Annotated in this window: 15 protein-coding genes, 1 riboswitch and 1 other annotated feature; of the genes, 12 read left to right on the plus strand and 3 right to left on the minus strand. The window is 36.7% G+C overall.

Features of this window, described 5'->3' with window-relative positions:
- The first annotated feature begins 20 nt into the window (after window positions 1-20).
- The 5 genes from CP363_RS03625 to CP363_RS03645 all read left to right on the plus strand — a co-directional run bounded on the left by CP363_RS03625 (window position 21) and on the right by CP363_RS03645 (window position 6220).
- Window positions 21-473 (plus strand): MarR family winged helix-turn-helix transcriptional regulator, encoded by a 453-nt coding sequence (locus tag CP363_RS03625; RefSeq protein ID WP_005720830.1) that lies wholly within the window; start codon window positions 21-23, stop codon window positions 471-473.
- A complete protein-coding gene (locus CP363_RS03630; protein ID WP_098035852.1) occupies window positions 460-2193 on the plus strand; it encodes an ABC transporter ATP-binding protein in 1734 nt (577 codons plus the stop codon). Before CP363_RS03625 ends, CP363_RS03630 begins: the two co-directional genes overlap by 14 nt.
- The gene (locus CP363_RS03635) at window positions 2194-3963 is read left to right on the plus strand and encodes an ABC transporter ATP-binding protein (RefSeq protein ID WP_098035853.1); all 1770 of its coding nucleotides are present in this window, start codon (window positions 2194-2196) and stop codon (window positions 3961-3963) included. It abuts the gene before it with no gap.
- A 36-nt stretch (window positions 3964-3999) separates the two neighbouring features.
- Window positions 4000-4090, plus strand: a riboswitch (TPP riboswitch).
- A 53-nt stretch (window positions 4091-4143) separates the two neighbouring features.
- A complete protein-coding gene (locus CP363_RS03640; RefSeq protein WP_057726755.1) occupies window positions 4144-4722 on the plus strand; it encodes an ECF transporter S component in 579 nt (192 codons plus the stop codon).
- Between the two features lie 106 nt (window positions 4723-4828).
- Complete coding sequence (locus CP363_RS03645) at window positions 4829-6220, plus strand: MFS transporter (protein ID WP_098035854.1); 1392 nt, start codon at window positions 4829-4831, stop codon at window positions 6218-6220.
- 60 nt (window positions 6221-6280) lie between these two features.
- Here the strand turns inward: CP363_RS03645 and CP363_RS03650 are convergent, their stop codons facing one another.
- The 3 genes from CP363_RS03650 to udk form a co-directional block, all read right to left on the minus strand.
- Complete coding sequence (locus CP363_RS03650) at window positions 6281-6664, minus strand: helix-turn-helix domain-containing protein (protein WP_068813671.1); 384 nt, start codon at window positions 6662-6664, stop codon at window positions 6281-6283.
- 17 nt (window positions 6665-6681) lie between these two features.
- Window positions 6682-6975, minus strand: coding sequence for a type II toxin-antitoxin system MqsR family toxin (locus tag CP363_RS03655; RefSeq protein WP_068813670.1), 294 nt, complete (start codon window positions 6973-6975; stop codon window positions 6682-6684).
- Between the two features lie 162 nt (window positions 6976-7137).
- Window positions 7138-7767 carry a uridine kinase gene (udk, locus tag CP363_RS03660; protein ID WP_013085991.1) on the minus strand — a complete coding sequence of 210 codons (630 nt, stop codon included), beginning with the start codon at window positions 7765-7767 and terminating at the stop codon, window positions 7138-7140.
- Window positions 7768-7924: 157 nt separating this feature from the next.
- Window positions 7925-8172: a binding site (T-box leader), on the plus strand.
- Between the two features lie 233 nt (window positions 8173-8405).
- Between udk and CP363_RS03665 the strand changes: the two genes are divergently transcribed.
- The 7 genes from CP363_RS03665 (at window position 8406) to CP363_RS03695 (ending at window position 14257) form a co-directional block, all read left to right on the plus strand.
- Entirely contained in the window at window positions 8406-9146 is a 741-nt protein-coding gene (locus tag CP363_RS03665; protein ID WP_005720821.1) for an amino acid ABC transporter ATP-binding protein, read from the plus strand.
- Between the two features lie 11 nt (window positions 9147-9157).
- Window positions 9158-9976, plus strand: a complete 819-nt coding sequence (locus CP363_RS03670) for a transporter substrate-binding domain-containing protein (RefSeq protein ID WP_013085992.1) — start codon at window positions 9158-9160, stop codon at window positions 9974-9976.
- A complete protein-coding gene (locus CP363_RS03675) occupies window positions 9976-10617 on the plus strand; it encodes an amino acid ABC transporter permease (protein WP_005720819.1) in 642 nt (213 codons plus the stop codon). Before CP363_RS03670 ends, CP363_RS03675 begins: the two co-directional genes overlap by 1 nt.
- Before the next feature lie 17 nt (window positions 10618-10634).
- Window positions 10635-11288 (plus strand): amino acid ABC transporter permease, encoded by a 654-nt coding sequence (locus CP363_RS03680; protein WP_005724282.1) that lies wholly within the window; start codon window positions 10635-10637, stop codon window positions 11286-11288.
- Between the two features lie 75 nt (window positions 11289-11363).
- On the plus strand, window positions 11364-12293 hold the full coding sequence (locus tag CP363_RS03685) for a DUF2974 domain-containing protein (RefSeq protein ID WP_057726756.1): 930 nt from the start codon (window positions 11364-11366) through the stop codon (window positions 12291-12293).
- A gap of 69 nt (window positions 12294-12362) precedes the next feature.
- Window positions 12363-12977 (plus strand): IS607 family transposase, encoded by a 615-nt coding sequence (locus tag CP363_RS03690; RefSeq protein ID WP_098035855.1) that lies wholly within the window; start codon window positions 12363-12365, stop codon window positions 12975-12977.
- Entirely contained in the window at window positions 12974-14257 is a 1284-nt protein-coding gene (locus CP363_RS03695; RefSeq protein WP_023488285.1) for an RNA-guided endonuclease TnpB family protein, read from the plus strand. The genes CP363_RS03690 and CP363_RS03695 overlap by 4 nt, the downstream gene beginning before the upstream one ends.
- The last annotated feature ends 156 nt before the right edge of the window (window positions 14258-14413 follow it).

Raw genomic sequence — 14413 nt, forward strand, 5'->3', positions numbered from 1 at the left:
CTAAATATGGTGGTGAAGTAATGAAAATTAGTGAGACAGAAAAATTAAATCTATCAATTATCCATGGCAGCCGTGCTTATAGCCAATGGGAGCAGGATCATGACTTGCCGGACTATTTAGTGGTAATCATGTATGAATTACTGATTCGGGGAAAATTGACACAAAGAGAATTAGTAAATCTGAGTGATTTACCCAAGCAGTCGATTAACAAAGGAATTAAGATTCTGCGTGATCATGATCATATCACGATGACTGTTGATCCTAGCGATAAGCGAGTTCGATTTTGCCAGCTTACCGAAGCAGGGCGGAAATATGCTTATGACAGGTTGCGTCCTCTATTTGAGTTAGAGGAAAAAACGGCTCAAGCCATGGGAACTGACAAAATGAAATTGTTAGCTAAGCTTTCAGAAGAATGGAGCACTACTTTTTGGCATTTTTTAAGTGAAGAAAGGAGTAAAAATGGAAAACTTTAAAATAATTCTTCCATACTTAAAGCGTTATAAAAAAGATGTTGTTTGTGCAATTATTGCTATCTTAGTTTCAGCGTTTTCTGGATTATATCAGCCTAAATTATTGGAAAATATTCAAAAGGCATTGATGGTGAATCAGAAGCAAGCAGTCTTGTCTGATGGAATCTGGCTAGTAGTCCTAGGTATAATTGCAATTATTTCGGGTATTTTTAACGTTTATTTTGCAGCGAAAATTGCACAAGGAGTAGTTAGTGATCTACGTGAAGATACCTATGCTAAGATTCAAACGTTCTCTTTTGGTAATATTAAGAAATTTTCAGCAGGTTCTCTAACTACACGGTTGATCAACGATATGAACCAGGTAATGAACATGATGATGCAGCTATTTATGCAGATGTTGCGGTTGCCGATTTTAATTGTCGGTTCATTTATCTTCTGTATCGTGATTATTCCGCGCTTCTGGTGGGCACCAGTGGTCATGGTTGCACTTATTTTTGGTTTTGGCGCTTACGTTTTAAGACAAATGAATAGTTTGTTTACCAAATTCCAAGAAATGATGGACCGAATTTCTAATCAAGCACAAGAAACATTGCAAGGTGTGAGAGTGGTTAAGTCATTTAATCAAGGTCCACAAGAAATTAAAAAGTTTGATCAAACTTCGGACCAATTGAATGACTACAACATTGTGATTGGTTACTGGTTCTCTGCAATTATGCCAGCTTTTCAGATGATCGCTTATACCGTAATTGCTTTAATTGTTTATTTAATTGGTAAAAATATTACGGCACATCCAAGTGATATTGCGGTAGTCAGTCCATTCGTGAACTATGTTTTAACCCTGCTATTTACGATCATGATTGCCGGAATGACCTTAATGCAATTTTCAAGAGCTAATATTTCTCTTGGACGTATTCGTGAGGTATTGGAGACTGAACCAGATGTCAAGTTTGTGGAAAGTGGTTCGGTTGCACCTCTTAGCGGTAGCGTAGAGTTTGATCATGTTTCCTTTACTTATCCTGATGGGGATGATCCTACTTTAAAGGATATTTCGTTTAAGATTAAGCCAGGTCAAATGGTTGGTATCGTTGGGGCAACAGGTGCTGGTAAATCAACTTTGGCCCAATTAATTGCTCGTTTATATGATCCAACTAAGGGTGAAGTAAAAATTGGCGGTCAAAATATTAAGGATGTAACTGAAGCTGCATTACGCAAAACTGTTTCTTTTGTGCTGCAGCGAGCAGTTCTTTTCTCAGGTACAATAGCATCTAATTTGCGTCAAGGTAATGCTCAGGCTAAATTACATGAATTGCAGCGTGCTGCCAATATGGCGCAAGCATCAGAATTTATTGAGCGTTATAACGATTCTTTCGATCATGAAGTAGAGGAGCGTTCTGCTAACTTTTCCGGTGGGCAAAAGCAACGTCTATCTATTGCACGTGGCTTGATTGCTAAAGCACCAATTTTGATTTTGGACGATTCAACTTCTGCTCTGGATGCGGAAAGTGAGAAGAAAGTACAGCAAGCTTTAGAGCATGAGCTGCCTGATACTACTACTTTTATCATTGCGGAAAAGATTGTTTCAGTGATTAATGCCGATACAATTTTAGTGTTAGATGACGGTAAATTAGTGGCACAAGGTACGCATGAAGAATTGCTTAAGACTTCGCCGGTTTACCAAGAAATCTTCAAGACACAAAAAGGTAAGAAAGGAGGAAATGAATAAATGAGTAATACGAAAAAGGCATTGCGCTATTTTGCTAAGTATTTGAAGCCTTATTGGAAGGGAATCACTATTGTGGTTATCCTTTCTTTGATTTCGAGTGGTGCACAGGTTATGGCACCTACATATTTAGGCCGTTCAGTTACCGCTTTAACTACTTATTTGGTTGATTTAAAAAAGGGTACAGCATCCATGAACACGTTCTATAGCGCGTTATGGTCGATGTTCTTGTTTTACTTATTGAGCCAGATAGCGATTTTTATTGCTTGGATGGTAATGTCCAAGTTCAATGCGGATTCAACTAATGACATGCGTGAGAATCTATTTGCCAAGTTTCAACGGATGTTAGTGCGCTACTTTGATACTCATCAGGATGGTAAACTTTTATCGCTATTTACTTCCGATTTGGATAATATTTTCAACGCAATGAACAATGCGATTTTTGAAATTATTTCCCAGGGAATTATGTTCGTGGGAACAATTATTGTGATGTTCACGATTAATAGTACTTTGGCTTGGACTACGATTGCGACAACACCATTCATTTTGATTATTAGTGTCCTTTTAATGAAAAAAGCTCGCGTTTATATCGATAAGCAGCAAGATGAAATTGGCGATTTAAATGGTTATATTACCGAACAGATCAATGGTGAAAAGGTGATTATTACCAATGGTTTGCGTCAAGAATCGGTTGATGGCTTCAAGGTCTACAACAATAAAGTAAGAACCGCTTTGTTTAAGGGGCAATTTTATTCGGGAATCCTATTCCCATTGATGAACGGATTGAACTTACTTAATTTGGCAATTGTCATCGCTATGGGGTCTTGGATGATTATTTCCGGTCAAATTTCTCAGGCTATTGGATTGGGCTTGATTGTAACTTTCGTTGAATATTCACAAGTTTATTTCCAACCTTTGACACAAATTACTTCAATTTATTCCATGATTCAATTAGCTTTAACTGGGGCAAGAAGATTAGCTACAGTTGAAGAACAAAAAGATGAAAACGAAGTGCCAAATGGTAAGGTCATTAGTGGTTTGAATCATGGTGTCAAGCTAGAAAATGTTCATTTTGGCTACAATAAAGATAAAGAAATTTTGCACGGAGTAAATATTTCGGTTGATAAGGGCCAATCAGTGGCTCTGGTCGGACCAACCGGTTCAGGTAAAACTACGATTATGAACCTATTAAATCGCTTCTATGATGTTAATTCAGGTAAAGTAACCTTTGACGGGACAGATGTACGTGATATTCAACTAACATCATTGCGAAATAATGTTGGGATCGTCCTGCAGGACTCTGTCTTATTTACTGGTACTGTAGCGGACAATATTCGTTATGGTAAGCCGAATGCTTCAATGGATGAAGTGATTTCAGCGGCTAAGCAGGCTAATATCCATGATTTTATTGAGACTTTGCCTGATGGTTACGATACTCAAGTTAGCGATGCTAGCTCAATCTTTTCAACTGGGCAAAAGCAATTAATGTCAATTGCTCGGACAATTTTAACGAATCCACCATTCCTAATCTTGGATGAAGCAACTTCTAACGTAGATACGGTAACAGAAGAAAAGATTCAAAAGGCAATGGATACTGTGATTGCTGGACGAACAAGCTTTGTGATTGCTCACCGGTTAAAGACGATCTTGAATTCTAATAAGATTGTTGTGTTAAAAGATGGTAATGTGATCGAAGAAGGCAGTCACGAGGCACTGCTTAAAGAAAAGGGATTTTATTACAAACTTTACACAGATCAAATGGTATTTGATTAACAATGTGCTATACTTGACTTAATTGATAAATAAATGAAATGTCACTAGGGGTGCGGAATGCTGAGATAATACCCTTCGAACCTGAACAAGATAATACTTGCGCAAGGGAAAGTGCTAACAAGAGAATTAACTTTTATTTGTGTGCTCCTACTGACAGTATGTTAGTAAGGAGCATTTTTTATGTTTACTAGATCGTCAAAATGGAATGTAAAATCAGTTATTTTAGTTGCCTTAATCGGGATCATCATGGGTGTGATTTACACTTATGGCTTTAACAATGTGTATAACTTAGTAAAATTAAGCTTTTTACCCACCGGTTATGCACCGGTTGTTGACAACGTTTTTACTGGCTTATGGTATATGGCTGCTCCTTTAGCGATGTATTTTGTACCAACTAAGGGAGCTGGAACTATCGGTGAATTGCTGGCTGCCACGGTTGAGATGGCGATCGGTGGCCAGTGGGGAGCCTTGACTATTTTTGAGGGGTTAATTCAAGGAGCAATGAACGAGATCGGCTTTTTCCCTAAAAAAGAACGCTATGAAAAGTTCTCATGGAAGAGCGTTTTGACTGGTGCTTTCTTTGCTAATTTAGGTGGTTTTATACCAAGTTACTTTTTGTTTGGTTGGAGTCATTATCAGGTTAATGTACAAATTTTGATGTTTATTGTAAGTATGATTTCATCATTACTGTTTGATGGTGTCCTAGTGAAATTGATTACCAATCTTTTCGATAAAGCATTAAAACCTAAAGTTGCCTAGAAACTATAAACCATACCTTTTCGTATACACACACTTTATTAATACCATTTGAGTGATAAAATAAGGTTAGATGTATTGTATACGTTTTCAAAAAAAGGGGACTTATATGGCTCGACGAAGCAATGCGGAAAAGGAAGCTGAGGCTGAGGCGATTAAAAATTGGAATCCACGTTATAAACACAATGTCATTGTCTACTTATGGATTTATGGTATTTTAGGTGCAGTAACTGGGATTACGAATGATGCAGCCTTGTCTTACTACAAGATTGTAGCGCCACACTTGATTTCAGGTTTAAACATTTTTAATGCGGCGACAGCAATTTTGATGTCAGTCATGATTGCGACGGTTCATAAATGGGGCTATCGAAAGATTTTGCTGATCTTGCCACCAATGACGGCAATTTTTATGGCCTTAACCTGTATCACAACCAATCAAATTATCATCATGATCGCTTATACTATTTCTTGGACAGCAATTGGGGTTTATGATTTGATGTATCCATTAATGTGGACCTCATATGTTCCGGGAAAAATTAGAACTAAGATGTTCTCAACAGTAATGATTGTTAATTTGATTACACAAACGATCTGTACGTTTTTAGGTGGGAAAGCTGTCGTTTGGTTCTTTGGTTTGATTAGAGGCATTCCTTATCATGAGGCATCTGTTCTTTCTGGTAAGTCAGAGATGTTAACTGGTCAAACTTTAGCAGATTATACAAATTCATACAGAATCCTGCTTTACATTACGGCTGCCGTAACCATGTTAGCCTTTGTTTTGGCTTTGTTTATTCATGATGTGCCACGTGATTATCGTTCTACTGCAGATGACAAGGAGCCTAGCAGAGCAGAGAAGATGGCTATGTATAAAAAGCTTTTGAGCAAGAAGACATTGATGTGGATTGTCTATATTGCCGGTATTCAACTTGGTGCTCGTTTAGTTGCTGTTTATGTGCCGATTTATTTGAATAGTTATTTGCACATTCCACGTGATGTTACTTCTACCATTAACACCTTTGTTCAAGCAGCGATGCTAATTGGATATTTCTTTGCGCCATTCTTGGAAAAGAAGATGGGGGCGATTGTTTCTGTTGCTGCAGGTACATTGACCTGTGTGCCAGTTATGTTGTTGCTAGCTAACGGTCGTCGCTTAGGTAGCGGGACAGTTTTGTTTGTAATTGTCGGCCTTTTGCTCTTCTTAAGAACAGGATTAGCCAATGCCACAATGCCAATTCAACAAGAAGTTCAGATGGTTATTGTTGATAAGGACTTGCGTCCAGCCTTTACTGGAGTAGTTCAGATTGCTTATGCTGTTGTCGGTGTCATTGATGGACTCTTCACCGAATTTTACTTATTTACTACCCAAGATGGTTATGCAAATGCCTATTACATTGCAGCAGTAATTTATGTTATTGCTAGTGTCTTGCTTTTGGTCTTCTTTGCCAAGAAGTATAACCGAATTTTGGACACAGCTAATGCACAAGATGATAATCAAAATTAAGATAATTTAGAATAAAGAAAAGACCTGATAATCTTCGCTTTGTGATTATCAGGTCTTTTGCTACATTTCAATTTTTTCGCTATCTTTAATGAACTCTAACATGATTTTGTCGTCTTTAATCAAAATTTTTAGTAAACGATTATTGCCGTTGGTGGGAACGGCGCCAGCTTCATAAAGGGCAATTGTTGAAGGACTCCAGCCTAAAATGTGGGCTAGTTTTCGTTGACTTAATTTCCATTTCTTGCGTAATTGTTTGATGTCATGAGGTGATACAACATCGTATTGTTTGCGGAATTTTTGTAGTGCTAGCTTGGCTGCCTGATCATCTAATTCTAAATCAGGAATTACTTGATGAGTTTGATCATCAAAACGAGCAGGAGCTGTTACTTCAATTTCGTGACCACGAATATCATAGCTGTTGGTGTAGTTTGCAATGTAAGACATAGGTAGACCCTCCCTAATTAATATAATGCTTCATGAAAGGAAATGAATAGAACCAATGTATAATCATTCTTAAATTTGAATTTAATGTAGTACTTAACGCCAAAAGTAGTTTCATAGACCCAGACATATTCACTTGGAAAAGCTCTATCCTTATCTACTTTGACAAAATCATTTATTGAAAGATCTGCAACAATTAGCTTAACCAATTCTTTGGTCACAGGAGTTGCATGTTTTGCCTTTCTGTTAACCAAGACAAATTGCTCATTTTTAACAAGATTTTTTAACCTAATTAGTGAAAAGATAGGTTCCACTTAATTTACCTCCATTTTACATAATTTTGATATGAAATCATAGCATTTTGATTAATGCTTTCAGTATTAATTACGTAAGATAGAGACATTATTTTTTGGCAATTTCTTATCTTTATAAAAAATTAAACACTTCTCCAATTTTTTAGAGAAGTGTTTTGCTGCTTATTTCAAAACAGATTGTAACTTAGTAGTTAACATGTCAATTGCAACATCATTTTCCCCACCTTCAGGTACGATGATATCGGCATAGCGCTTGGTTGGTTCAATAAATTGGTTGTACATTGGCTTAACTGTACCCAAATATTGATTAATAACAGAGTCAAGTGAACGACCACGTTCCTTCATATCGCGCTCAAGTCGGCGAATAAAACGGATATCATCATCGGTATCAACATAAACTTTAATATCCATCAAATTGCGAATATCTTCATTGAAGAGGACTAAAATTCCTTCTAAGATAATAATATCGGCCGGCTCAACATGAATAGTTTCATCGCTTCTAGTATGAGCGGTAAAATCATAAGTTGGCATTTCAATCGGTTTTCTGTGCATTAACTGACTTAATTGTGCCTCAAGTAGCGGCATATCAAAAGCATCAGGATGATCATAATTAATTTTCATTCTTTCTTCCATTGATACACCAGTATTATCTTTATAATAAGAATCCTGGGTCATGATCATAATGCGATCTTGATCATTAATATTATCCGCAATTTCATGAGCGATGGTAGTTTTGCCGCTTCCAGAACCACCAGCAATTCCAATGATAACGGGTTTTTCAAGTTTTCCCATTTCAAACTCCTTTGTTTTTCAATATATCACTAAATATTTTAAGCTATTTTCCGAATATTAACAGCATTTATTTGTATTAAAAACGGATTCATTTTGAAGTATAAGAAATTTTGCTTGCTTTTTATCCCAAAATAAGGTTAAATACATATAAATAAATTAAAAGGCTATGAAAAAGACAAGTAGATAGTTTATTTCTAACAGTGAGTTGGTGCTAGTGAAAAGCCAATAGACCCTGAACTATTGAAAAACACTTTTAGCAGCTCACCGAAATAACAATTCTTAGAGTAGGTTGAGACGTCTCCGGTACGTTACCACACCGGTGAAGCATGATAGTGCTTCATGAGTAGGTCTATATCTAATAGGCAATGTGGGTGGTACCGCGGAAAGAAGTCTTTCGTCCCAGTTTAGGGATGAGGGACTTTTTCTTTATCCTAAAAGTTAGTAGTTGATAAATTCGTAAGTAGCGTTAATATGATTATTTTAATCTAGCTAAATACAAATATATTTTGCTAAAACCGAATAAATTTATAAGATTAGCAGGCTATTATACTATTTTGAATTGCTAAAATATTTAGTTTTAGCTTTAAGAAGAGTAAAATAATTATATTGTGTAGACAAAGGAAAGAAAGGTAGAAGCCATGACAGCAATTATTGAATTTAAGCATGTTGATAAGTACTACGGAAAGCTCCATGCATTGAAAGATATTAACTTAAAGATTGATGAAGGCCAAGTGGTTTCAATTATTGGTCCATCTGGTTCAGGTAAGAGTACTTTAATTAGAACTATGAATGGCTTGGAACCAATTAATAGCGGTCAATTAATTGTAACTGGGTATGATTTGGCTGATAAAAAGACCGATATTAATAAGATTCGCAAAAATGTTGGGATGGTATTCCAACACTTTAATCTCTACAATAATCACACTGTGTTAGAGAACGTTATGCTGGCGCCTAAGATTGTGCTAAAGCGTCCTGATGATGAGAACCGTAAAGTAGCGATGCAATATCTTGAAAAAGTAGGTATGGCCGATAAAATTGACTCTTATCCTCGTCAATTATCTGGTGGACAAAAACAAAGAGTAGCGATTGCTAGATCATTAGCAATGCACCCTAAGGTGATTTTATTTGATGAACCAACTAGTGCCCTTGACCCAGAAATGATTGAAGATGTTTTAGAAGTTATGAGATATGTTGCTGAACAAGGCATTACTATGGTTGTGGTTACCCACGAGATGGGTTTTGCTAGAGAAGTAAGCAATCGCTTAATTTTCTTTGATAATGGTCATATTTTAGAAGATCGCAAGCCAGAAGAATTCTTTGCTCATCCAGATACTGAACGTGCTCGGCAATTTTTAAGCAAAGTTATTTCTAAAGATTAAGGTGACACGCCATGAAAAAGATAAAAAGATTTCTTTTCTTGCCTTTGCTGATTCTATTAGCGTTTACCTTAACAGCTTGTGGTCAGCATGCTAGTAGCAATGTTTATCAAAAAGTAAAAGAGAGCAAGACGATTGTTTGGGGCGTTAGAGCAGATACTAGATTGTTTGGCTTAACGAACATTAAGACAGGACATATTGAAGGGTTTGAAATCGATTTGGCTAAGGCTTTAACTAAGCAAATGCTAGGTAAAGATGCTAAAACCGATTTTGTTACTACTACTGCCAACACTAGAATCCCACTTTTAAAAAATGGAAATGTTGATGCTGTTTTAGCCACAATGACTATTACACCAGAACGTGCCAAGCAAGTAACCTTCTCTAAGCCATACTTTCCAGCCGGTTCATCTTTGTTAGTGCCTAATAATAGTAAGATCAAGAATGTTAAGGATCTGGAAGGCAAAACTGTTTTGGCCGTTAAAGGAACTACCGCAGTTGATGATGTACATAAGTATGCCCCTAAAGCGCGGATTTTGCAATATGATGACTATGGTCAAGCAATGTCTGCATTGAAGGCTAACCAAGGTGTGGCATTAACTACTGACAATGGTTTGCTTGCCGGTATCGCTCAAGAAAATCCTGGTTATAAGTTAGTCGGCGGCGTCTATAGTAATGCTCCTTACGGAATTGCTGTTAATAAGGGACAAAAACAAATGGCTGATCATATCGACCAAGCTTTGAATGAATTACAAAAGAATGGTACTTATGACCGTTTGATTAAAAAGTGGTTTGCTGGAATTCCTGGTTTTAGTCTAAAGGGGGTTTTGAAATAATGTGGCAAATTATTACTAACAACTGGGGCAGCTTCCTAACAGGTTTTTGGAATACTATTTTAAGTAGTATTATTGCTCTAGTTTTCAGTTTGATTTTAGGCGTGATTTTTGCCTTGCTTGAGGTAGCACCATCTAAATTTGGCCAAGTGATCGCGAAGATCTATATTGCGATTTTTAGAAATATACCTTTGCTGGTAATTGTCATGATCTTTTATTTGATCGTTCCACGTTATATTGTGAAATTGTCAGGATTTCAAGCGGGGACAATTGGTTTAACGCTTTATACATCAGCGTTTATTGCAGAGACCGTTCGTGCGGGAATTAATTCAATTGGAACTGGTCAAATGGAAGGTGCTCGCTCCAACGGTATGACCTATGTGCAAGCCATGCGTTATGTCATCTTACCTCAAGCGATGAAGATAGTGATTCCACCACTAGGCAACCAGTTTGTCAACTTGGTTAAAAACTCTTCAGTTTTGGCCTTTGTTGCCGGTTTTGACTTGATGTATCAAGCACAATTGATTGCGTTCTCAACGTTCCAAACAATTGATACTTATATTATTGTTGGATTGTTCTACTTGATCTTGACTTTGCCGCTTAGTTACTACATGCGTCATTTAGAGAAAAAATTAGTCAACTAATAGGAAGGGGATAGAGAATGGAAACTTTTATTCATGCATATTCATGGGTCGATATCCGCTTCTTATTACAAGGACTTTGGGTAACGATTTATGTTTCATTAATTTCAATTGCATTAAGCTTCGTAGTAGGATTAATCTTAGGATTAGTTCGCTACATGAAAATTAAGTATGTGTCTGCAATTGTAGGCTTTATCATTGATATTATTCGAAACTTGCCGCTATTGTTGATCATCTTCTTTACCTATTTTGGTTTACCTCAATTAGGTATTGTAACGAATCCAACGACAGCTTCAATTGCAGCGTTAGTCATCTTTGAAGGTGCAATGCTAGCAGAAATTGTTCGTTCAGGAATTGGCTCAGTTGATTCGGGTCAAATGGAAGGTGCCCGTTCCAACGGGATGTCGTATGGTCAGGCTATGTATCATGTAATTATGCCACAAGCTTTGCACAATATGATTCCGGCATTATTATCACAATTTGTATCATTGGTTAAGGATACTTCATTGGCAACTATCATTGTTTTGCCAGAGCTTTTATACCACGCACAAATTATTTACAGTCAGAACACGACTTACTTAATTCCAATGTATGTGATTATTGCAATCATGTACTTTATTGTCTGTTTCTGCTTGTCAACGATTGCAAATTACTTGCAGAAAAAATATGATTAAAGGCTCAAATTATCCAAAAAAACTAACTCATGCTAACATAATAGTAAGAGTTAGTTTTTTATTTTAGGAAAAATTATGAGTGTAAATGCACAGTTAACAGATCGTGAACGAGTTGAATTAACTAAAAAGGCATATGATGAATTGCAGCTGGGTGATACTATCAAAATAGATCAACATTATCTTGGAACTGTTTGTCGTAATGTTTATGCTAAGGATGGGATGCGAGCCTTCGTCATTTCAAGTCCGAATGAAATAACAATCTTATTTAAAGGATCATATGGTTTTAAAAAGGGGACTCCACAAACTTGGCGTGATGAATGGATTAAAACTAATCTACCAATTTTAAAAGCACTGCTTGCACGAAAACGGACGATTCCTAGCCAATTAAAGTCAGCTGCTCACTTATTGAATCAGACAATTAATCAATTTAAAGGTAGTAGAATTTATATTTATGGTCATTCGTTAGGTTCAATTAATGCTCAGTTTGCTTTAGCTAATTGTCGTCATCCAGAAGCAATTGCAGCTGCTTATCTGTATGAAGGAACCAATATTTGGCTTTTACTGACGCCAGCTGAACGACGTCAGGTGGCTAAAATGCGGGAGAAAATTTTTAACTATGTCGATATTTATGACCCGGTTACGTTAGGAATTACTGAGACGCACCATATGGTAGGAAAATTGTGTTATGTGGATAGCGAACCGATGCAACCAATTAAGCAGCATATGTGGGGAGGATATAACTTTAATGCAGATGGTAGTTTGAAGTTACGTAAGGTTGATCAAGCTTTTCTGGCAGAAAGTCGTAGTGAGCGTAAGTTACTTGCTCGTTCAGGTGATTTGGCAGATTTTTTAGAGAAAATGGGCTCAGCCGAAGAAGTAAAAAAATTAGCTACCGATAAAATTGAGCAATTAGTTCAACGCTATCCTGATCATAAGAGTTTGGCAAAATTGGCCGCTCTTTTTGAAGGAGAAAGAAATGATAAATTAAGCCATAGAAAGAAATAGAAATTTATAGAATTTAGTAGAAGCAAATGCTTTAATCTTTACTAAAGATAATATGTGGAGATGAAGATTATGGCAGTTCTTAAACCTAAAGAGATGGCTGAACGCTTGGGTGTGACAGTGCGCACTTTACAGGAGTGGGATCGTAAAGGAATTTTTCCAGCACATCGTACTCCAACAAATAAGCGCTACTATACTGAACAGGATTATCTTAAGTACATTAATAATAATTCTGATCCTAAGAAGGATAAGCGCAAGGTAGTTGGCTACGCACGCGTTTTAACTGCTAATCAAAAGGATGATTTAAAAGATCAAGAAGAGTTCATACGCGAATTTGTCAACACTAAAGGGATTATTCTTGATGAAATGATCACCGATATTGGTAGCGGTCTGAATTATAAGCGCAAAAAGTGGAATAAGCTTCTTGATGAAGTAATGCAAGGAAAGATTAAAACAATTTACATTACTTACCAAGATCGTTTTATCCGCTTTGGTTATGATTGGTTTGAAAAACTATGTAATCAAAATGGCACCAAAATAGTAGTCTTAAACAATCGAGAAACGTCACCTAATGAAGAATTGGTTCAAGATGTCTTAAGTATTTTACACGTCTTTTCTTGTCGTCTTTACGGCTTACGTAAATACAAGCATAAGATTAGCGAAGACAAGGAGTTGACTAATAAATGATAGTAAAAACACGCGTTTACCGTCTAAAACCAGATGAGGCGATGAAGCAAATTTTGGACGATTGGTGTAACTACCGTCGATACTGTTGGAATCAAGCCTTGGCTTTATGGCAAGACTTGTATATGGCACATACTATTTTTGATAAAGTAGTTGCCACTACCTTTATTCCTAAGCAGAATAAAAAGACTAAGAAATGGCGCATGACTCATCAAGATTATCACTTAAATCCTAGTCCTAATTGGCGTTTAGTAAGAGATCTAATGATTGAACAAAAGGAAGATTGGCAGTATGCCTACTCTGCTCGCACTTTACAGTTAGCGGTACAGGATTTAGGCAAAGCATGGCAAAATTTCTTTAATAAAGCACAGCCTGATTGGGGCAAGCCTAAGTTCCGCTCTAAGAAAAATCCGCGCCAAGGCTTTAAAACTGATCGAGCAAAGATAGAGGATGGACTACTTTGGTTAGAAATGCCTAGAGATACCCCATATAAGGATCGTTGGGCAGGGATCGAACTTTCAAATAAGCCTTTATCGGGTAAAATTGGTGTAGTTTCAATTTTTAAAGTAAACCATAAGTATTATGCTTCTATACCTTATAAGCTAGAAAAGCCTTTACCCAAGGCTAAAACTGGCAAAGGTACAGGAGTTGATATTAATGTAGGGCACTTTAATTATCAAGATGGACAGTGTTTAGTCTTGCCTAAGTCACTAAAGAGGCTTTATGCGAAAATCAAGTTTTATCAAAAGCGTTTAGCTAAGAAGCGGACAGTTAATGGCAGAATCAAGGGGACACAAAGTAATAAGTATTTGAAGACGAAAACCAAGCTTCAATCTTGTTATGAACGTGTTTCCAATATTCAGCACGACTTGATGCACAAGTTTACAACCAAACTGGTTAATGATTATGACCAAATAGTAATTGAAAACTTAGACGTAAAAGGCATGCTTATGAGTCACGTTGCTTCAAAAGGTATGCATCGATCAATGTTTGGACTGTTTAGACAGCTATTGGCTTATAAGTGTGATTGGTATGATAAAGAACTGATCTTGGCTAATAAGCTTTATCCGTCAACACAAAGATGTGCAGTTTGTGGTATGGTCAAAAAAGGTGATGAAAAAGTCACCTTAAAGGGTAATCAAAAGCATGGCACTAAGCATAATGAATATATTTGTTATAATCCGGACTGCCCAAATTATGGCAAAGTAGTTGATCGCGATGAAAATGCCATGAAGAACTTGACGCTGTTAATCAGCCATCCAGAATTAAATAAAGCAATATAAATTATCCACGGTCAGGCTATGACCGATAACGATGCCATCATAGTTGGTCAATGCGATTACTCCCTAGTTGGAATATCAGAATACCGGCGTTTTAACGGTGGCGAATGTAAAATGGAAAGGAAAAATATAAGCCTTTGAAGTATGGAAAATACCATT

This window comes from Lactobacillus sp. UMNPBX12, from assembly GCF_002553955.1.
In the GTDB taxonomy this organism is placed as follows: Bacteria; Bacillota; Bacilli; order Lactobacillales; family Lactobacillaceae; genus Lactobacillus; species Lactobacillus crispatus.